The sequence below is a fragment of the Acinetobacter portensis genome, assembly GCF_010646905.1.
GTDB lineage: Bacteria > Pseudomonadota > Gammaproteobacteria > Pseudomonadales > Moraxellaceae > Acinetobacter > Acinetobacter portensis.
The window spans coordinates 57,268-78,829 of record NZ_JAAARQ010000002.1 but is presented as its reverse complement, the minus strand read 5'-3'; the positions used below and the strand labels follow the sequence as shown (position 1 = coordinate 78,829).

The following is a 21,562-nucleotide window of genomic DNA, read 5'->3' as shown; positions in this document are numbered from 1 at the left end:
TGCACAAAAAAAAGCCCCTAAAGTAGGGGCTTTTTTAGTATTTAATATTTATACATTAAAACGGAAGTGTAAAACATCGCCATCTTGAACGATGTAAGTTTTACCTTCTAAACGCCATTTACCTGCTTCTTTCGCGCCAGCTTCACCGTTGTATTGAACGAAATCATCGTAAGCAACACATTCAGCACGAATAAAGCCTTTTTCGAAGTCTGTATGAATAACACCGGCAGCTTGTGGCGCTGTAGCACCAACTTTAACAGTCCAAGCACGAACTTCTTGAACGCCTGCTGTAAAGTAAGTTTGTAAGCCAAGTAAGCTATAACCTGCACGAATAACCACGTTAAGACCTGGTTCTTCCATGCCCATTGCTTCTAAAAATTCAGCACGATCTTCATCTTCTAAAAGAGAAATTTCTGCTTCAATTTGGTTGCAAAGAGGAACAACAATGGCATTTTCTTCAGCAGCTAATTTTTTAACAGCTTCTAAATGTGGGTTGTTCTCGAAACCATCTTCAGCAACGTTTGCAATGTACATCGTTGGTTTTAAAGTCATTAAACCAAAACCACGAACAAGTTTACGTTCGTCATCGTCTAAATCTGCCGCACGAGCAGGTTTGCCTTCGTCTAATAATGGCTGAATTTTTTCTAGAATTGCTTTTGTTGCAATTGCTTCTTTATCGCCACTTTTTGCAGATTTTGCTAAACGTGTAATTGCTTTTGCAACAGCTTCAAGGTCAGCAAGTGCAAGTTCAGTGTTGATTGTTGCAATATCATCTAATGGATCAATTTTACCATTAACATGAATAACGTTTTCATCTTCAAAACAACGAACAACGTGTGCAATTGCATCTGTTTCACGAATGTTCGCAAGGAATTGGTTACCCAAGCCTTCACCTTTAGATGCGCCTGCAACTAAACCTGCAATATCTACAAATTCCATAGAAGTCGGGATAACGCGTTGCGGTTTTACAATTTCCGCTAATTTGTCCATGCGAAGGTCAGGTACAGGTACGATGCCTGTATTTGGTTCAATTGTACAGAATGGGAAGTTTTCTGCAGCAATAGCAGCTTTAGTCAATGCATTGAAAAGTGTAGATTTACCAACGTTCGGCAAGCCGACAATACCGCAATTAAAACCCATGAAATGACTCACACAGTGTTATATGAAAAATTGTGAATGATTTTACATGAAAGCCATGATAAAGTCAGGTCGCTGTTTTGATAATTAAAAAATACTTATAACAATAGAGTGGTTGGTTTATGTCAAGAAAAATTGGTATTGTAATTGTTATTCTAAGTCTTTTATTTTATGGTTTTTTATTGTTGTTACTTACTGGAGTATCTGCTTCAGGTGGTCCTGGAAGTGGTATTGATCCATTAGCTCTTTTTTTTGAATTACCGAGTTTTATACTTTTTATTATTGGGTGCTTATTTATTTTTATAGCTCGAAATGATGATGACAAAAATGATAGTTAATTTTTAATAAGAGACAATATATTTATTGTCTCTTATTAACTAGCTCTAAATTTTACGTTTATCGAGCTGAGCTGAGAGTGCATCACCTGTGGCTTGAATCAGCATCACTAAAACAACAAGCACTAAAATCACCGCAAGCATAATTTGCATATCAAAACGTTGATATCCATAACGGTAAGCAATATCGCCTAAACCACCTGCACCAATTGCACCCGCAATTGCAGATGAGTTAATCATCGTTACGAGCGTTACGGTAAAGCCTGCAACAATTCCCGGAAGTGCTTCGGGTAAAAGCACATGCCAAATAATTTGTTTACGGTTACAGCCAATGGCTTGAGCTGCTTCAATTAAGCCCGTATCTACTTCGCGTAAGCTCACTTCTGCAATACGAGCAAAGAAAGGTGTTGCTGCAAGGGTAAGCGGAACAACAGCCGCCCACACGCCGTAACTTGTTCCTACAATAAAGCGTGTAATAGGAATAAGTGCGACCATTAAAATTAAGAATGGAATAGAACGAGTAATATTTACAATCCAACCTAAAACTTGGTTAATACTTTTTGATGGATAAATACCGTGATCGGATGTAATGACAAACACAACCGCAAGGGGCAAACCAATGAGTAAAGCAACAAATGCAGATACCCCAACCATCAACAAAGTATCAATAGTTCCTGTGATTAGTAAATCAATGAGTTGTTGCATAGCCAAGTACCTCAATGTGTGCAATATGTTGTTTTAATTTTTGCTTTAATGCGTCTATATCTAAATGTGGATTTGATGTGGTGATAATAATAGAACCAATCAAATGCCCTTGAATGCTATCGATATGACTTTGATATAAATGTACAGGCGCATCAAAAGCATCAAAAATATCTTTAAGATTTGGCGATTGATGAACACTTGCTTCGTAACGTAATTTCAACACGATTGATTGCTGTTCATTTTCTAAAATAGGCTGAATTTCAAAAGGTAATTCAAGCTGTTCAAGATTTAATAATTCTTGCGTAATTTTTTGCTGAGGATTGGAAAATACAGACCAAACCTGACCAGATTCAACAATTTCACCTTTATCAATGACCACAACTTGATCGCAAATTTCACGAATCACTTGCATTTCATGGGTAATTAAAACAATGGTGATACCTAACTTTTGATTAATTTCTTTCAAAAGAGAAAGCACAACCGATGTACTTTCTGGGTCAAGTGCAGATGTTGCTTCATCACAGAGTAAAATTTCAGGTTTATGAACCAAAGCACGTGCAATACCGACACGTTGTTTTTGTCCGCCTGAAAGCTGTGAAGGATAATGATCTGCTTTATCGCCTAAACCCACCAAATCTAAGACTTCATTAACACGTTGTTCAATTTCATCTTTTTTATGGTTAGAAATTTTGAGCGGTAAAGCGACATTTTCACGTACTGTTTTTGCAGACATTAAATTAAAGTGCTGAAAAATCATGCCAATACGTTGGCGTAAAGCAATCAGCTCTGCATGGTTTAAATGCTCAAGCTCTTCTTTATGAATATGAATACTGCCTTCGGAAATACGTTCTAAACCATTTAAAGTTCGAATTAACGATGATTTTCCTGCACCACTTTTTCCAATAATTCCAAAAATTTTTCCTTCAGGAATATCTAAATTAATATCTTTGAGTGCGTGAACTTGCGTACCTTGAACATCATAAAATTTGTTTAAATTTCTGATGGTGATATGAGGGACTGCAAATTCAACATGAGATCCAAAACTGACCATATTTATTCTCCTTATTTCCAGCCTTCAAACCACATACCTTTGCCGAAATCTTTGTCTAAAATTGCACGAACTTTCTCGGAATTCTGGAAGGTTTCAACCACGGTTTTAAGCTTGTCATCTTTATCTTGATAGTCTTTACGCGTTACGAAAAGAATGGCGAATTTTTTATTGATTGGGTCAATAAATAGGGCAGAGTTCGGATCTGCAACTTTTGCCAATTTTAAGTAATGTGGAAAGCCTAGAATTAAGTCTGCTTCATTGTAAGCATGAGCAGTTTGTGGACCTTCAACTTCAATAAGTTTGAGGTTTTTAGGATTACTAGTGATGTCTTCTAATGTTGTGAGTTCATTATTGACATCTTTAACGGTAATTAAGCCTGCACGTGCTAAAAGTGTTAAACCACGAGATAAATTGACAGGGTCGCTTGGTACAACCACTTTGGCATTGTCAGGTAAATCTTTTAAAGTTTTATACTTTTTAGAATATAAACCGACATGACTTCCCGAACCTTTACCAAATGCGTGTAAGTCGTAGCCTGTTTCACGTACAGCATTGGCTAAGAACACGCTTTGTTGGAAAAAGTTTGCATCGATATCGCCATTTTGAACGGCAACGTTTGGTGCTTGCCAGTCTGAAAATTCAATAATTTCAAGATTGATCCCTTTAGCTTTCACATCATCTGCAACGCTTTTTAACAGCTCTGCATAAGGTGGGCTAATACCAATTTTTAATACATTGTCGTGCGATGTATGATTTAAAAACCTGTACCCCACGAGACCTGCAATAATTGCAATGACCACCACGGCAATTGAAATAAGCTTTTTATTTTTTACTTGTGTAGACATCATAAATCCCTTATTTCCAGCCTTTGAACCAAAGTTTTTCACCAATTTCATCATTCAGTTGTTGTTTTACTTTGTCTGAATTTTGGTAAATTTGAATGAACTTTTTCAGTTGTTCAGCTTTTTCAGGAGACTTTTGTTCATAGTCTTCACGCACTACAAATAAAATGGCATAAATTGTGTTATTAATTTCATCTAAAATTAAAGCATCATTTGGATCGATGGTTTTCGCCAAACGTAAATACATTGGGTAAGTAAATACTAAATCTGCATCATCTACCGCACGTGCAGTTTGTGGACCTTCAACTTCAATAAAGTTTAATTTTTTAGGATTTGATGCAATATCTTGTAAGTTCGATAAATGATTTTCAGGATCTTTTAAAGAAATTAATTTTGCATGTTGTAGAAGTAATAGCGCGCGACCTTGGTTTACAGGATCATTTGGAATCACCACACGTGCACCATCTTGAACATCTGCAATAGATTTATACTTTTTAGAATACAAACCCACGTGTGTGCCTGAACCAATACCAAGCGGTTTTAATTTAAAGTCCGCATTGGCTTTTAATGCATTGGTTAAGAAGGGTTGATGTTGGAAATAGTTGGCATCAATATCACCATGATTTAAAGTGATATTGGGTGTGTTCCAATCGGAAAATTCAACTAATTTTACGTTAATTCCTTCTTTTTTTGCTTCATCTACAGCCACCTGTAATGGTTTAGCAAAAGGAGGGCTAATTCCAATGACAAGTTCTGTCGTATTCGTTTTTTTCTGATATGTCCACGCTACAAGCGCGACAATAATTGCAACTAAAGCTACCCCGATAATCGTAAGCTTCGATTTTGATGATTGTGCCATTTTGCACCTCTAAATTTAGTTTTATTAAGCTGTTTGTTTTTGAGTTTGAATCTGGTCTAAATGCGCATCCGAGCTTTGACATCGAAATTGGTGAATAGGATGAGTGTCTGGAAGACGATCGCCTTTTTGAAATATTTTGTGGCGTAAGCTTCCTTGTTCATATGCTGTTTTATAGCGTCCGCGTTTTTGTAATTCTGGAATCACATAATGAATAAAATCGTGGTGTGATTCAGGTGCAACGGTGCGTGTTAGGTTAAAACCATCGAGTCCTGAAATATCAATAAATTCGATGAGTTTTTCAGCTACAGTTGCACCACTGCCTACAATCAGTGGATAACGACCACCTAATAAATGCTGTGCTTTTAAATCTGCAATGGTGACTTTTTGCTCTTTAAAACGATTATTTACAGAAACAATGCTATTGGTCTGTTTGTAGGGAATGGCTTCATCATCGGCAAATTGACCTAAGTCTGTGCCAATAGAACTCGAGAAATGTGCAAGACCTGCTTCAGGACTTGCATACTGAACATATTCACGTAATTTCGTTTCTGCAAGTTCATCTGTTTCAGCAGAAACGACAGTAATACCTGCAAAGAGTTTTAAGGCATCTCCATCACGTCCTTGTTCAGAAGCCAATGCACGAATTTTATCGACTTGAACTTTGATTTTTTCAGGCGTATCTCCACCAATAAACATCGCTTCTGCATGATTGGTTGCAAACTGCATACCTTTAGGCGAAGCACCTGCTTGGAAAAGAACAGGGGTGCGTTGTATAGATGGTGATACTTGAAATACGCCTTGGCTATTGTAGAAACGTCCGTGATGTTCAATCGCATGCACTTTACTTGGATCGGTAAAAATACGATTGGCTTTATCTTTTAGGACAGCATCATCTTCCCAAGAACCTTCCCAAAATTTATAGCAAAGTTCTAAAAACTCTTCGGCTTGTTCATAACGAAGGTCATGATCTTTTAAGCCTTTTTGTCCAATAAGACGTTCTGCGCTGTCCAAATAGCCTGTAACAATGTTCCAACCAATACGACCTTTTGTAAGATGGTCTAAACTGGCAAAACGACGTGCAAATTGATAAGGCGATTCATAGCTTAAATTGACGGTAATCCCAAAGCCTAAGTTTTTAGTAACCGCAGCCATTGCTGAAACCAATGTACTTGGATCATGGCTTGGGAGTTGAATCGATTCTTTTAGGGTTAAATCGATGCCATTTTGATAGACATCATAAACACCTGTAATGTCTGCAATGAAAAGACCATCGAACAAACCTTTTTCTAATGTTTGCGCAAGATCTGTCCAATAGCTTAATTCATTAAAGCGGTGCGACTCATCTCGTGGATGTGTCCATAAACCATGGTTGATATGACCTACGCAGTTCATATCAAAAGCATTGAGTAGAATTTTTTTTGGCGCAGTTTCCTTTTGCGTAGTGTTGCTCATTACAAAGTCCCCCGACGTGGTGGTAAAACACCGTTTAATACGTAATTTGCGATAAAGTAATATTTCCAACGTGAACTATCATGTAGGGTGTGTACACGTGCATTGCGCCAAAAACGGTCTAAACCATCATTGCTTTGGCTACCACGGCTACCTGCAAGTTCAATGAGTTTTGAAGATGCTTTTAAGGCTGTTTCAGTGCTATGCGCACGAACTTTGGCAACATCAATAGAGGCTTTGGCAATGTTTTCTGCATTTGGATAGGGTTTTGCTGCATCAATAGATTGAGCAGCTTGTTTTAATAACACTTCAGATGCACGAACATCGGCAGCAATACGACCAATTTCATAAATCGTTAAAGGATCAGCTGTTGCGACATCTACGCCTGAATCAATCCAAGAACGTGCCTGACGAACACGAAGCAAGGTTTCTTCAAATGCTGCACGTGCAATACCCACTTCAATGGCTGCATGTATAATTTGTGCAAAAGGACCAACAAGCGTGGGTGAGCTAAAAGAAGTATCAAATGGAATGACATCTTCAGATGAAACAATCGCTTTATCGAACTTAACTGTGCCACTTCCTGTTGTTTTCTGACCAAAGCCTGTCCAATCATCAATCAGGCTAATACCTTCACTATGACGAGGAATAAAAGCTAAAAATTCACGTTCATTGTCATCTTTGACTAATGTTGGAATTCGATGAGCAAACAAACTTCCTGTGCAATAGAATTTCTCGCCATTTACAATAAATTGGTCATCGTAAGGGCGAATAGTAGTGTGTCGAACAGCGGCATTTTTTGTTTTAAATTCTGCAAGAGCATTACCAAAACGTGCGCCTTTTAAAACTTCTGCATATAATTTTTGCTTTTGTTGTTCCGAACCTGTGTTGCGTAGAACTTCAAGTGCATAAAAATGATTTTGTGGAATTTGCCCAAGTGAGCCATCTACACCACTAATTAAAGCAATAATTTTAGCTACAGTAAGACTTGAAACATCTGCGCCACCATATTCTTTAGGCACAGTAATAGCCCAAAGACCAGATTGGCTATAAGCCTCTATTTCTTCAAAAGGCAAAATTCTGTCAGCATCACGTTGAATGGCATTGGTTTTGAATTGTTCTGCTAGGGTTTTTGCAATTTCTAAGGCTTCTGCATCAGATTGAATAATATGTGCATCGGCAAGTTGCGTTGCTTCTAAGGGCACAATAGTTTGAAATGAAGTCATGTTGTTCTCCTTAAATCCACGCGTGTTTTGCAGGCAGTTTATGATTGAGGTAATAATCACCTAGGGCATGCAGTTTCCAGCGAATTGGATCATGTAAGGTGTGTACACGTGCATTACGCCAATGCTGATCTAAATTGTGTTGGCGTAGGCTTGAACGGCTACCGCCCAGTTCTAAGAGTTTTTCTGAAATTTGTAGGGCAGCATCATTGGCATAAATTTTTGCTTCAGCCACAATAATTGATGCTTTTGCAGCTTCTTCAGCGGTGATCGACTCTTTAGCTTCAAGTTCATCTAAATATTCTGCAGCTTCATCGAGCAGTAAAATGGCAGCATCTAAAGTAATGTTGAGTTTGCCAACTTCTTGTAGGGTGTAATGTTCTTGACTGGCTTTGGCAACGCCTGAGTCGATAATTGGGCGAGCTTTATGAATGGCTGTTAACGTGTCATCAAAAGCAGCTTCTGCAATACCGACATCAATGGCAACTTGTAGAAGCTGAGAGAATGATCCACGAACAGATGGTTTTTCTTGCAAAATGCGATCATCTAAAATAAGGAACGGATCGACTTCAACATGTTTAAGTTTTACTGTTCCACTAGATGTTGTACGTTGCCCAAAGCCATTCCAATCATCTACAACTTCTACGCCTGCTGAATAACGGTCTACAATAGCTAAAACAGTATGTCCTTCAGGATGAATGGCTTTAATGGCTAACCAATCTGCAAAGCTACTTCCTGTTGAATAAAATCTTTCACCATCTATAAAGTAACGACCATTTTCATAGCTAATTTGAGTACTAATGGTTGCGGTGTTTTTTGTATTACGTTCAGGTCCACCATTTGCAAGACGTTTTCCGTTTAAAATTTCGTTAAAAATAAATTTTTTTTGTTCTTCTGTTCCAACAGCGTTCACTATGTTTAATAGACCAAATTGGTTTTGTGGAATTTGTCCTAAACTAGAATCTGCTTTGTTAATAATACGAAATACATGCGCTAAGATTTTATTTGATACACATGCACCGCCGTATTGTTTTGGAATACGAATTCCACTCAAGCCTTTTTGGCTAAATAAATCGACCTCAGCAAAAGGAAGTGAACGCTTTTGATCACGTTCATTTCGACCTTCCAAAGCAAAATCTGCAACTTGATAAGCGGCATTTATTGCTTCTTGGTCATTTTCGATAATACGAATATTTTTAGGAATAATACGAGACATAGCGACACCTTTAATGATGTTCAAAAGCTACGCTCGAATGCTTAAAATATTAAATGACCGATTGTGCTGAACTTAGCAGAAAGAAACTTTAAGAAAAAAAGTGATTATTAATTACTCTAATTTGATAAATTAATTATTTGAAATTTAATGATATTATTAAAATAATTAAAAATAGATGTTTTATTTTGAATTGTGTTTTATCAACTTAAAAGATAAAGAAGCGATAAAATTATATAAAAGCTGACAAAATTAATAGGGATTAAAGTATCAATACAAACAGACATGACATTGTATTTTGCAGAGGGTGTGTCTAAAGTATCGAACATAAGAACAAGTTGTATTTATTATTTTGGAGAATCTATGCGAACTTTGTACCAGTTTCCTTTATCACACTTTTGTGAAAAAGCACGTTGGATGCTAGATCATAAAGAACTGGAATATGTGGCGCATAACTTAGTCCCCATTGTTCATCGTGCATTTGCAAAACTAAAAACAGGGCAATACAAACTGCCTATTTTGCATGATCAAGAACGTTGGATTGCAGATAGCACTCAAATTGCTTTGTATTTAGATGATATTTATCCTGAAAGAACCTTATTACGTGCAGAAAAATTGCAACGAAATGAAGCCTTAGAAATTAATGATTTAGCCAATGAATTGGGTCGTCATGTTCGTCGGTGGACGATGGCACATGCTTTATCTAAAGATGAAGAATCATTAGATCTTTTGATTGGTGAAAAAGGCTATTTGCGACAATTTGAAAAATATTCAAAACCCATTATGAAAAGTCTAGTTTCAAAAGGTTTGAAATTAGATGAAGCGCAAATTAGCGATTCAAAAATAAAAATGGATGATTTGGTGAATACACTGAATCAAAAGCTTATTGATCAACAAGGGCGTTACTTTGTAGGAGATCGATTAGGTTTGGCTGATATTGCAGTATGTTCGATGCTCGCTCCGATTTTAGAAATTGAAGCTACGCCGTGGGAAAAAGAACATGGTGAAATTTCATCTGAAGCATTTAGGGAATTTAAAGCAACATTAACCGATATGCCTTTGGGGCAATATGTACTCCGAGTTTATCAAACTGAACGGAATGCTCGTGTAGATTGGCGAGGCGTTTAAAGTCTTTAAAGTGTCATCAGCAATAATTAGAATAATTCCGTATTTTTGAGAAAAGGTACGGAATTTTTTATTGAAGTGATCTTTTGGTCAGAAAAAATACGCTAAATGGTAATAAAATTGAAAATATTTTCAATTATCTGTGTTATATCTAATATTAATCTTATCGAATTGTTTAAAACATAAAAATAACAGGAGGATATGATGGAGTTAGATCGTTACGATAAGCATATATTGGAAATTTTAACCAATGAAGATGTGAATCTAAATGAATTGTCCGAGCGTATTAACCTATCTGTCAGCTCGGTACATCGACGTATTAAAAATTTAATAGATACTAAAGTGATCTCGGGCTTAAAACGGGATATTAATTATCAAAAATTAGGGTTTAGTTTGCATGTTTTACTACAAGTTTCACTTAGTAAACATGACACAGATACTTTTGCAAAATTTTTAGAAGAACTTGAAAGCATTCCAGAAGTCATCAATGCATTTTTAGTTACAGGGCAATCGGCAGATTTTATTGTCGAAGTGATTGCAAAAGATATGGAAAATTATAGTGAAGTGCTACTGCGTAGAATTGGAAAAATTGAGCATGTCGTTGCACTACATTCGAGTTTTGTCATTAAAGAATATAATGTATTTAATTGCAGTGGATTGCTGAGCGGGGTTTAAGTTTTAGGCTCAACTCACATTGTGAAGTTTATCTAGAACTTAATATTCATGGCATTATTTATTCGATTTTTCAGTATTGGTATTTTAATTGCTGTATTGTGGATAGGCTTAGATACTTTTTACGTACATTCTAAAGTTGCTTATACTTTTTCAAAACATTTGGATGTACTGTGGTATGTGTTTACTTATTTATTATTGTTTTGGGGAAGCTTAGTATTATTTAAACAACATAGAATCATTCAGAAATACGGTTTCAGGCTATTAACTGCCTTTATTCTTTGGGTAGTTACATTGCCTATTTACATGGTTCTAACTTTGAGATTTCATGTTGCTGTGGGATGGTCGCTTTAAATTTTTAAGTTATTTAAATGCTTTAAATGCTGATCTAAGATATAAAAAACGCACCTAAAGGTGCGTTTTTTTTACAGAATAGGTTTATGCATCTAATTCTGCAAGAACTTCATCAGAGAATTCAACGTTTGTATAAACGTTTTGAACATCATCAAGATCTTCAAACATATCAATCATTTTTAAGATTTTTTTCGCTTGTTCGATATCTGTGATTTCAGCTTTAGTAGAAGGGCTCATCACCACTTCAGCATTGTCAGATTTAAGACCTGCAGCAGATAAAGCATCTTGAACATCACCAAATGCTTCAGGCGTAGTAATCACTAAGATTTGATCTTCATCAACTTCAATATCTTCAGCGCCAGCTTCTAATGCAACTTCCATGATTTGATCTTCTAAAGAAACATCTTCAAAAGTAATCTCGCCACGTTTCGTGAATAAGAAAGCAACTGAACCGTTGGTACCTAAGTTACCATCAGTTTTAGAGAAGCAGTGACGTACATCAGGCACAGTACGGTTAAGGTTGTCTGTCATTGTTTCAACAAGAACAGCAACACCACCAACACCGTAACCTTCGTATGTAATTTCTTTTAAATCGTCGTTATCATCGCCACCAGCACCGCGTTGAATTGCACGATTAATCACATCACGTGTCATGTTTACAGACAGTGCTTTTTCCACAACAGCACGTAGACGAGGGTTACTTCCCGCATCTGGGCCACCGAGTTTTGCAGCAGTTGTTAATTCACGGATGTATTTGGTAAAAAGTTTACCTCGGCTAGCATCTTGTTTTGCTTTACGATGCTTAATATTGGCCCACTTGGAATGACCCGCCATGCGAAATGCTCCTTGTAGATTGGCTGTATGCCGATCGAATTGTGCAAATTCTACCATAAGGGGTTTTTTCGGATAAAGTGTTTCAAAACAAGATTTGTTCAGTTTGTTTAAACTTTTGAAAAAATGCTTAAATTCGAGGCAAAAGATGAAATAACGAGAGCTATTTTTATTTTGAGTTGAATTAAAATCATCCAAACTTAATTATTGATAAAAAGTGGGATATAAAAATCATGTGTTTTTATATCCCGATTATATTATTTTGGTTCTGGAATAACGATATCTAAACCTACTTTTTCTTTATACAGCTGTTTCAGTAAGGCTAAATCATGATTGATTTCTGTAGGATAAATTTTTCCTAAAATCCCACCACGTTTATTTTTTGAATCTGCATATAATAAAACAATAGGTACATTTGCAGCTTTTGCAATATGCCAAAAACCTGTGCGAATAGGGCGACGTTCTTCACCATTCCTAGCCCGTGTTGCTTCAGGTGCAATTACCAAGTTGAACTTATCATTCTTTTCGAAATGTTCAACCATTTGTGACACGATATCTTTGCTCGATTTACGATCTACGGGAATACCACCCACAGCATCTAAAAGCGGTTTAAAAGGCCCTTTGAATAATTCTTTTTTGATTAATGTATGAATTTTTATGTCATAAATTTGGAAGAGTGCAATAGAAAGTACAGCATCCATCATTGATGTATGTTCAAAGCCAACAATGACTTGTTTATCTTCAAGAATATTATCTTCAACTTTATATGTCCAACCTGATACTTTGAAGGCTGTCTCACCAAGAAATTTTTTAAACATAAGAAAAATGACACAGAAACCGAAAGGCCTAATTTCTACTTATTAGTTGAAACAGTCAATATTAAATTTAGAAAACATGTTATGTCGATTGAAAATATAAAGCTTAAAGAGGTTTAATATTTGATTTTGAATATCAAATATTCAATTAAGACTTGAAAAATGTTTTTAGATATAAAAGAACTCTTAGTTATGGTGATTTATTGCTACCCAAATGTGTGAATAGTTGTTAGACTTTTGTCGTACAAAAAAATTCACAGTTATGTTTGAAATTAAGCTTTTGATTCTTTGGGGCGGTAAATGATCTATTTTTCAGCATTGGTATTCGCTATGGTCATGTTTACTATTGTCGTTTTATGGTCGGTTGTCGAATACCTCATTCAAAGTAAAAGCGATGAGGCTTTTGAACCTAAATAAGTTCAATTGAAATTTATTTTAAAAATAAGCGTTTGATTAATTTATTTTTTAATAACATATTGATCTTGTATGTGATTTTTAATTTATGAGTTTTATCTTTCATTTTTTTTGATGGCTGGCTGATGAGGGTTTTATGTTAAGATGGTTAAAAATTAAACAAATCATTTAAATTCATAGTCTTATTCCTGCTTTATTAATATTCAATTGTTTTTTAAACTGCTTGTATTTTATATTCTTCTTCGTTAGTATTCTTGGCGATTGGACTTGTTGTATAAATAATTTCAATATATAGGGCCTATAGCTCAGTTGGTTAGAGCAGCGGACTCATAATCCGTTGGTCGACAGTTCAAGTCTGTCTGGGCCCACCATATAAAACAACCACTTAGGTGCATTAATCCTAAGTGGTTTTTTTGTTTTTAGATTCTGGTAAGCAAATGGTAAGCAGCTTAAATCAACATTATTTTTAACAGGCTTTGTTGTATAAAGACTTTAAAGATAGAATTTACTGTAATTACTCAAATTCAAGTGAAAACGTGGGTATGGGGGCGATCTAATTCTGTAAATTTATTTAAGACGGCTATACGTGCATTAATCTCATTGATCTGACTGTCAAAATTCCTTGTGCTGAGTTTATCGCCTAATAATTTGATGCAATGCATCTCGGTTTCGACCAAGTTATCGCCGTTGATGCCATAGACCACTTTTTCCAAATGCTTATCACTAGACGCTTGACCATTTCAATAATTTATTCCTCTCTATATATTTCGTTCACTTGCCTTTCCAAAACTTTAAACTTTTCCTTAGTAGAATCACCGTATGTGTTTTTAGGTCTAAAATCACGTGTTGGGAGTGTTTAATGTCATAAGCCTGTCTGTATAGGCAGAGTCGATATCTATAGGAATTTGAGCAAGTAAGTTTCTAAATGCTTGTGAATCACTGACATCGTTGGCAGTTACTGTACAGTACTTGTTTCCAGGATTTTAGCATCTATATCGATATGTAGCTTAAGCCACTGCCGCTGATATTAAGGCTGATGCTTCGTACGTTTCCAATTGCTTTTACTTAAAAATTTCAAGTCAGTACAATCGACAATTAGATGCAGTCCATTGCTGCTTTTTTAATAGTTAATTGCAATATCAATATGCTTTTGTTTTCTACATAGGGTGGAGTATCTTGCGTTGAAAAATTCAAGCTAGATAGCCTAATAAGCTTTGAACCAAACCCAATTGAGATATTCCCTAAACCGATTCAGAGGAGATTATAAGAGTGTCAATTGCTTGTATGATAAATTTTAGGTGTGAGCTTATTCATTTGGAAATAGTATTGTTGAATAAGCTCCCAGAATGAGTTTATGCGATAAAGCCACTCTATCCTAGAATCTGTTTATATAGATTTACAAGGTTCTCATCTATGCAAGGAATTAAATGATTGATTTTAGGGTGAGCAATAAGATCAGCTTCAGTTCTTTTAGATTTTTCTCGAATTTCAATAGTCCAATTCCTATCTCTGTATTGTCGCCAATTTAATTTAATTTTAAGAGGACGATTATAGCCCTTTAACTCCATAATGAATATCTGATCACATATTTCATCGAATAAAAATATGTGTGAGCGCTCAAGATAATCATGTCTTTTTAGCAGCAATTCCAAAGTATTTATAATAAATGAACAGCAATCATTTACTAGACTTGTACTGCCAATACTATAACCCCATTGATGTAATAAATATAATGCACACAGGCTATCTAAAGATCCATATTGAGCTAATTTTTCTAAATCAGATTTATTAAAATCTTTTATATGTCCATTTATTATTAAATTTTCAAATATATAATTAGGAAGATTATTTAACTCTATTAAAATTAACTTTTCTTCTGTAGTTCGATATTTTAAATTTTTCCATATTGAGTGATTGATGATATTGGATGAGCCAATACATTTCGAATCAATAATATCAATCCATTCTTGCTGTGGGGTAGATAATCCAAACTTATATTTTTTAAATAAATTTGATTCATGACTTTTTTCAGTATCTTTACATAATAACTTTGCTAAACCGAAATCATTCTTAATTTTCCCAAAAGCTATTAATTGATTATGAAAGAAATCATACCAACTCAATGTTTTAGCGAAATCTATCCTAGTTCTTAGTGGGCGTCCCATATATCTCTCTTTTTTATTTAAGCTCATAAATATCTTAACCCAAATTCTGGTAAAGAAAAAATAGATTTTAAGACAATTTCATTACCAATTTATTTATGTTTTTATAAGTTGAAATCAACTGGAATTACAAAATATGGTACTTAAGCACAAACAAAAGCCCATTACAGATGATCGGCTTTTGTTAACAACTAAGGAAACAGCTAGGTTGCTGGGATATGCAGAACAAACATTGCGTAAATGGGCACTGTATGAAAATGGACCAATAAATCCTATTAGACATGGTCGTAGTCTTCGATGGAGTAAAGCAGAAGTCTACAAATTTGCTTGCTCACAAGAAGACTAAATTTGAAGATGATATGAGCTAGTTGCTCATATCTATTCATTAGACTGCTAGGCGAGTTAGGTAATGTAATAACGAATTATCTACAAGCCAGCAGAAAGTTTATTTGGGTTGTATAAATTTTATTTAAAGAGAACAATTACTTGAAGCTTTTAATTTGTGATTGATTGGGTGGGGTTAGAAGGCTTTAAAGCTTAACTCTGAATAATTTTCACTTTTGAAAAAATTCAATGCTTTCAGACTGTATGAGCACAAACTTCAAAGCTATCATCCTGCAGGTAAAAAAGTTAATCACAAATATACTTATAAATAATTGTCCTACGTTAAAGGATCAATAGTGTTAAAAATGCCAGTAGATGAAAATAAAATAGAATCTAGATTAAGAAGTCTTTCTGAAAGTATTGCTCTTATGCATATCGATTTTGCAGGATTTTTTGAGGAGTATAGCCTTAAAGAATCAATAGACAGTATAATGTTAAATTATGAAAGTGGTTCTTATACTAGTGCGATAAAATCATGTTCAGAACAATCATTTTTAATAAAAAATAATAAATTAATTGATCTATATAAAGCTGAATATGGTAAATCCTATTTTTCAAATTTAATCATTGAAAGCAAAATTGTATTTGAGTTGAATGTTGTTATTTCATATATTGCTCATAATTTACAAAAAAAAGGTTATAGTGAAAGCCATATTTCAACACTTTACTATTACTTTTATTTGTTACTAAAATTGATTTCACCGAAAAATTGTGAATATCGTGATGAAGATGGTTTTAGTGAGATTTTGGAATCGATTAATATATTTTTAATAAAATCATGTGAATCAATAGTTGATGATTTAGATGAAAAATTTGTTTCAGATTATAATAAAAAATTTAATAAATTATTTTTCTCGGTTACTAATATTGATAAAATAACTATAGTAAAAAAGATTTTTGAATATTTAAAAATATTCATTGTAAAAATAAAAAATATCGAAAATTTAAAAAACAATAAGAAAAGCACAAAGGCTAAATCAAAATTCAAAAGAATTAAAGTTAGTGACCCTAGTCCACAAGAGGCTATAAGTATTTGTGTTCCAGAAGGATCTTATGATTCTATTGAGGATGAAATATCTGAAGACGATACTCAAACAATCCTTAATGTTAAAGCTGATAGTGTTGCTGGTAGAGTAAGTGGGTATGTACAATCAGATAAAAAAATAGCTGAAATTATAATCAGGAGAAATTATCCTACAGTATCAAATCCTTCGTTTTTAGAACAAATTCTATTACGAAAAGTATTTCAGGTACTGATAGATAAATTTCAAGCTCAGCCAGACTCACAAGAAAGTGCTATTGCTGCAATGTTCTTAATGTCGTTATTTACTGGGGTGTCAGCGACACATTTTCTTAATATAGACCTTCTCTTAGAAGATCAGCGAATTTCTAAAGCTAAGGATGCAGATGGTTATCTTTTTAGATATTACGTTGGTTTAGATAATACTGAAAAAAGTAAGAATAGAACGCTAATCAACCAACTTTGTCTTACTACAGCACAGAATTGGGATATTCATGTTCCAGCTTCGTGGGTAGACACTATTTTAAATCATCAAAATTTGTTAATAGTGGATTTGAATTTGAAAATTAAAGACTGGTTCTCCAGATATTGTTTAGGTGTAATAAATATTGGTTCTATAGCGCAGCAACTACATTTCCATATGGCACGCATTGATCCTAAAGGCCTTTTGAAAGAATTTATTAAAAATAAAAAAATTCATCATGAACCTGAATTAGCCTATGCTGTTTTCAATGCCATTGAAATGAATAAATATTATCAAAAATATCTTGAGAACGTCACTGACGTACAATTCCAGTCTAGTGATGATTCTAGCTCCGATAAAGCAATAGATTATCCTGTCATTTGGGAGCGAAACGAAAGAAAAATTGGGAGTAGGAAACTATGGAATACAAAAGATGCTCGGAATTTTATTCATAGATTAAAAAGTGATTTGGAGTCAACTCTCAATAATGAAAAAAAATCGCTTTATGAAAAGGTGAATAGTTATGCCATATGGATGTGGACAATTTGTTTATTAACTCTTGGTATCCGCCCTAATTCAGGTGCTCCAGGACCATTGAAGTATTACGATGCAACAAATGGCTTTTATTACGTTCATGATAAAAAAAGCGAAAGTCGTCCTTTTGGTCGTTATATACCGATAACCAGTTTTTTGAAAGAAGAAATATCGAAATACCAAAATTTCTTAATGGAACAGGGTTTAGCTAATAAGGTTGAAAAAGATACAGATTTATCCCTCATTTATATCATGGATAAAAGGAAAAAATTGCAGGAAATCACGGCAGATTTCGTCCAATGTAATTTAGAGTCAATGAATTTTTATTTGTATAAAAATTGGGCTAGACATTTTTTAATCAATTCTGTGAAGTTACCGATAGATATTCAAAAGACATTGTATGCACACGATAGTCTAGATCTTGGATTTAGTTATGGGTCTTCACTTAGTTTTTATGCATATAAAACGAAAATTCTCAATGCTGTTGACGGAATGTTGATTGAGCTTGGCTTGGTGATAAAAGTATGAGTAAATTATCATTAGAACTTCAGACTGACTTAAAAAATAAAGCAATAAATTTATGTTGTGATATCACTAAGTTATTTGATGAATTTAATTCTAAAAAGCGAAAAACTGATAAGTCATGGCGTAATCTTAATGTTAATACTCAAAAATTAATTGGAGTTATGCAACATGAACTTAACGCTCAACTTAAGTTAATGAGTGAAATACAGTTAAAAAATGAATATTTAACGTATTGGCGCGAATTGTGGTTTGTAGAAAAAACAAAAATTATTGATAAATATTATGATATTACGAAAGTGGTAGATTTATCGATACCTGATTATTTTATATCTAATAGTGCAAAAAAGGAAATTAATGCTACTCCACACAAATTAATAGAGGGTTCGCAATTAAATAATTTTAAGAATCAATTAGAGAAATTTTGGATAGAAAAAGAAGTTTTTAACTATGATTCAGAATATTTTAAAGATATAGAAAGTAAAGAAAATTTATCTACTAATCATTGTCTGTTGAGGATTCTATTTGCTCAGTTGACATTAAGTTTAATTTTTCACTCAAATTGTCCATTTGAAAATCATCTAGTTAGTATAGTTAAAACAGTCTTTAAAAACTTTACTGAATATGGTGTATGTGATCTCAGCCCTATTGATGGATTAGAATATATTTATGATGTTAAGGACGCATCAAAATTACAAGCAAATGGTTTTTTATTGAGTTATCTAATTCCAAATAAAAGATATGCAAATTTGTTTTTGGATGGGAATACGTACCAGAGTTGTCAGGTCAGTCTTGAACCTATTACATTGATTATTTTGAATAGATTAGTTGCCGAGATACCTAAAACACATTATTTGAGTTTAGATCAAATTTTAGGATTTGATATAAATGATACTAATAAATTTAAAAATTGGATGTTAAATGAGTTAAGAAAAATTTCTCAGAATAATGAAGTTGTTAAAAAATTTAAAGCTAAAGGGTTTATGGCATTTAACCATATTGATTATATTGCATGGAATAAGAGAAAGGTATCAATAGATGGGTTTTTATCCGCATTAAATGTAGGGAAGTATGCTACGTCAGCAATTTCAATAAATTACTTAAATCAGCTAGAGCAAAGATTAAAAATTCCTTTAGAGGAGTTAAGGATTCAATATGTCCAAAACAAACTAATTAAGAGTGAAAAAGTAAATCAGTTATCTTTTCAAGCCATTAAGTGTACGGATAATTTTTCTAATACTATGCCCAAAGAAGTAAAGAGAATTTTAAGGATAGGATCTAAAAGCAATGATCAAAAACGGTTCAAAAGATCTTTAAAATTTAATTTGGCAAAGGTAAGAAATGAATATGATTTAGAGTTTATTAAGGGCGAAAGTGATCCAGATATAGCATCATTAAGTGTTCAAATTTGTTTGCTAAGTTGGTTTGAAATGAATTTGACAAATGGTATTAAATTATCTTCTCTTCAAACCTACAAGTCGGTGTTTTCAGTAGAGCTTTATTGCTATGCTGTTGAACATTCAATTAATTTATTAGATGCAGATCAAAGTGATTTTGAAGATATGTATGAGTACATATTAAGCGTGAAGATAAAAAATGATAAAAATACCACACTTGAGGAAACTAACTTAGAGAGTTATGAAAAAAAGCATGATACATATTCAGCTGCTTTAAAGCAGCTTAAGGCATTTCATAAACATATTTCTAGTGTGTTCAATGCTCCAAATTTGGATGATTGGTTTTCATATTATAAAACAGAGAATACTCAAGTTTGTCGTAGCGGATATATATCAAAAGATATGTTTAAATACATTATTGATAAATTATTGCCTAACTCAAAAAGACTTTTTAACCTAAAGATGGATTGTCATGACTTACGAATGGTAAGAATGATATGTATTTTGGGATATCGTTGTGGTCTGAGAATAAGTGAAATTTTAGGGCTTAAACTAAGTGACTTAACGACGTTAAGCTTAGAAAAACATGAAAATAATTCTAATAAAATTGAATATTGGTTATTTGATGAAAAAATAGAGTTTTTGAAAATACAAATTAGAAATAATTATGATCGACAGCTTAAAACTAGAAATGCACAACGTGCTTTGTGTTTAAGTGAATTACTGACTGAAGAAGAATTGCTAGAATTTTGTCATCTGCTCAAAATGATAGTTATAAATAAAAAAGAAAATCGTATTTGTTTAGGTGCTAACCGGTTCATCTTTGAAAAAAATGGTGCTGGACTTATTAAAGCAAGTTCAGTTAGACAAGTATTCAAATGTTGTTTGGATTTAATTTTTGGTGATGAACAATATAATTTCTCTTTTCATACATTGAGACACAGTGCAGCGAATAATCTTGCTATTGTGTTGAAGGGTAGTGATCAACTCAGAATAGCTTGGACAGATTATTCAGATAATCATGTTAAAAATATTCGAAACTATATTTTAGCTGAATCGACTTCTTTGGAAGATAGAGCCGATGTTTGGAAACATTTGGCTTATATGTTAGGTCATTCATCGATAGAAATGACAGCAAACCACTATTTGCATGTTGGAATGATTTTGTATGCCGATGCATGTAATCGACAAGAAAATTACATACCTAGAAAGTTGTTACAGCATTTGCTACCTAAGCATACTAAAGCGGGAGTAGGTCGTAGTAAAAAGTTTATTATTGATATTAATATTTTGAATTACAGAAAAATATTATGTGATTATTTGAGAAATAGGGTAGGTTATAAAAATGAATTGACCCCTGATTATAAAATGAATGGTCACCAGTCACACTTTTTGGGAGGGGATCATACATTGAGCTTAGACCAAGATGTTTTTTTAGAAGAGCTAAATACAATACAAAATCCTATAGTTTTTAGTTCAGACTCCGAACTAAGAAAATTTTTTTTAGAATATATAGAATTGATATATAGCAATCGGTATTACACCCAAAAACGTGGGAATCATAAAAGATCCTCTGAAGAATTATTGGAGTTTCTTGCAGAATATGCTCAGCATGATAATTATCAAGCAATGCGTTTGATAAAACAGGCTTATGGTAAAGCTCAAGATCAAATAAGATTTCAGGATCAACTGACTCGGTTATCAAATCTTTTTCTCGATCATGTTTTGATTGTAGATGCTAAAATTAAATTTTATATTAGAGATGAAATAAGTTATGCAAATTATTTGGAGTTTTTAGTAAATCTAAAGGCAATTGTAGGTAATGATTTTTTTCGCAATATCTATTATAGAGAGCATGAATGGGAAGAATTTAGTAAAGTGATGAAGATTCGGAAAAATAAAAAATATGAAGTACTAGTTTTAAAGAATATTAATCCTAAAGCTAAGTATATGCAGATATTGATTTCTATTCTTTTTTATAGTTTGTCTTTGAAGATTGTAAATAAACATTTAGATACAGTTACTTAAGCTGCATATTGAGCAAGTATTTTTAT

Annotated in this window: 17 protein-coding genes, 1 tRNA gene and 1 pseudogene; 7 read left to right on the top strand and 12 right to left on the bottom strand. The window is 33.6% G+C overall.

Annotated features, from left to right (window positions below):
* Positions 1–48 precede the first annotated feature (48 nt).
* Positions 49–1,140 (bottom strand): redox-regulated ATPase YchF, encoded by a 1,092-nt coding sequence (ychF, locus tag GTK57_RS00330; protein ID WP_152873282.1) that lies wholly within the window; start codon positions 1,138–1,140, stop codon positions 49–51.
* Positions 1,141–1,259: 119 nt separating this feature from the next.
* Between ychF and GTK57_RS00325 the strand changes: the two genes are divergently transcribed.
* Entirely contained in the window at positions 1,260–1,475 is a 216-nt protein-coding gene (locus GTK57_RS00325; RefSeq protein WP_163120797.1) for a hypothetical protein, read from the top strand.
* Between the two features lie 45 nt (positions 1,476–1,520).
* Here the strand turns inward: GTK57_RS00325 and GTK57_RS00320 are convergent, their stop codons facing one another.
* Genes GTK57_RS00320 through GTK57_RS00290 form a run of 7 tightly spaced genes read right to left on the bottom strand, consistent with a single transcriptional unit; the run spans position 1,521 to position 8,817 of the window.
* Entirely contained in the window at positions 1,521–2,177 is a 657-nt protein-coding gene (locus tag GTK57_RS00320; RefSeq protein WP_152873286.1) for a methionine ABC transporter permease, read from the bottom strand.
* Positions 2,161–3,228, bottom strand: a complete 1,068-nt coding sequence (locus GTK57_RS00315) for a methionine ABC transporter ATP-binding protein (protein ID WP_152873288.1) — start codon at positions 3,226–3,228, stop codon at positions 2,161–2,163. Before GTK57_RS00315 ends, GTK57_RS00320 begins: the two co-directional genes overlap by 17 nt.
* Before the next feature lie 11 nt (positions 3,229–3,239).
* The gene (locus tag GTK57_RS00310; RefSeq protein WP_163120796.1) at positions 3,240–4,073 is read right to left on the bottom strand and encodes a MetQ/NlpA family ABC transporter substrate-binding protein; all 834 of its coding nucleotides are present in this window, start codon (positions 4,071–4,073) and stop codon (positions 3,240–3,242) included.
* A gap of 10 nt (positions 4,074–4,083) precedes the next feature.
* On the bottom strand, positions 4,084–4,929 hold the full coding sequence (locus GTK57_RS00305; RefSeq protein WP_152873292.1) for a MetQ/NlpA family ABC transporter substrate-binding protein: 846 nt from the start codon (positions 4,927–4,929) through the stop codon (positions 4,084–4,086).
* Positions 4,930–4,953: 24 nt separating this feature from the next.
* Positions 4,954–6,381: an LLM class flavin-dependent oxidoreductase gene (locus GTK57_RS00300; RefSeq protein WP_163120795.1), complete on the bottom strand. Its 1,428-nt coding sequence runs from the start codon at positions 6,379–6,381 to the stop codon at positions 4,954–4,956.
* Positions 6,381–7,604 (bottom strand): SfnB family sulfur acquisition oxidoreductase, encoded by a 1,224-nt coding sequence (locus tag GTK57_RS00295; RefSeq protein ID WP_163120794.1) that lies wholly within the window; start codon positions 7,602–7,604, stop codon positions 6,381–6,383. Before GTK57_RS00295 ends, GTK57_RS00300 begins: the two co-directional genes overlap by 1 nt.
* Before the next feature lie 10 nt (positions 7,605–7,614).
* A complete protein-coding gene (locus GTK57_RS00290) occupies positions 7,615–8,817 on the bottom strand; it encodes an SfnB family sulfur acquisition oxidoreductase (RefSeq protein ID WP_163120793.1) in 1,203 nt (400 codons plus the stop codon).
* Positions 8,818–9,177: 360 nt separating this feature from the next.
* Here GTK57_RS00290 and GTK57_RS00285 point away from each other — a divergent pair, with 360 nt between their 5' ends.
* On the top strand, positions 9,178–9,942 hold the full coding sequence (locus tag GTK57_RS00285; protein ID WP_163120792.1) for a glutathione S-transferase family protein: 765 nt from the start codon (positions 9,178–9,180) through the stop codon (positions 9,940–9,942).
* A 201-nt stretch (positions 9,943–10,143) separates the two neighbouring features.
* Complete coding sequence (locus tag GTK57_RS00280; protein ID WP_152873408.1) at positions 10,144–10,614, top strand: Lrp/AsnC family transcriptional regulator; 471 nt, start codon at positions 10,144–10,146, stop codon at positions 10,612–10,614.
* 435 nt (positions 10,615–11,049) lie between these two features.
* Here GTK57_RS00280 and GTK57_RS00275 read toward each other — a convergent pair whose 3' ends face one another.
* Together GTK57_RS00275 and GTK57_RS00270 are read right to left on the bottom strand one after the other, a co-directional pair.
* A complete protein-coding gene (locus GTK57_RS00275) occupies positions 11,050–11,799 on the bottom strand; it encodes a YebC/PmpR family DNA-binding transcriptional regulator (RefSeq protein ID WP_152873410.1) in 750 nt (249 codons plus the stop codon).
* Between the two features lie 254 nt (positions 11,800–12,053).
* Positions 12,054–12,614 (bottom strand): 1-acyl-sn-glycerol-3-phosphate acyltransferase, encoded by a 561-nt coding sequence (locus GTK57_RS00270; RefSeq protein WP_152873412.1) that lies wholly within the window; start codon positions 12,612–12,614, stop codon positions 12,054–12,056.
* Positions 12,615–13,319: 705 nt separating this feature from the next.
* On the opposite strand from GTK57_RS00270, the gene GTK57_RS00265 reads away from it, so the two are divergent.
* A tRNA-Ile gene (locus GTK57_RS00265) sits at positions 13,320–13,396 on the top strand.
* A 153-nt stretch (positions 13,397–13,549) separates the two neighbouring features.
* Here GTK57_RS00265 and GTK57_RS14600 read toward each other — a convergent pair.
* Together GTK57_RS14600 and GTK57_RS00260 are read right to left on the bottom strand one after the other, a co-directional pair.
* Positions 13,550–14,252: pseudogene (locus GTK57_RS14600) on the bottom strand (IS5 family transposase); the annotation flags it as partial.
* 143 nt (positions 14,253–14,395) lie between these two features.
* Complete coding sequence (locus GTK57_RS00260) at positions 14,396–15,217, bottom strand: hypothetical protein (protein ID WP_227555023.1); 822 nt, start codon at positions 15,215–15,217, stop codon at positions 14,396–14,398.
* Between the two features lie 106 nt (positions 15,218–15,323).
* Here GTK57_RS00260 and GTK57_RS00255 point away from each other — a divergent pair, with 106 nt between their 5' ends.
* The 3 genes from GTK57_RS00255 to GTK57_RS00245 all read left to right on the top strand — a co-directional run bounded on the left by GTK57_RS00255 (position 15,324) and on the right by GTK57_RS00245 (position 21,536).
* Entirely contained in the window at positions 15,324–15,533 is a 210-nt protein-coding gene (locus tag GTK57_RS00255; RefSeq protein ID WP_125275013.1) for a helix-turn-helix domain-containing protein, read from the top strand.
* A 334-nt stretch (positions 15,534–15,867) separates the two neighbouring features.
* Entirely contained in the window at positions 15,868–18,117 is a 2,250-nt protein-coding gene (locus GTK57_RS00250) for a hypothetical protein (RefSeq protein ID WP_016167546.1), read from the top strand.
* A complete protein-coding gene (locus GTK57_RS00245) occupies positions 18,114–21,536 on the top strand; it encodes a site-specific integrase (RefSeq protein WP_163120791.1) in 3,423 nt (1,140 codons plus the stop codon). Before GTK57_RS00250 ends, GTK57_RS00245 begins: the two co-directional genes overlap by 4 nt.
* Positions 21,537–21,562 lie beyond the last annotated feature (26 nt).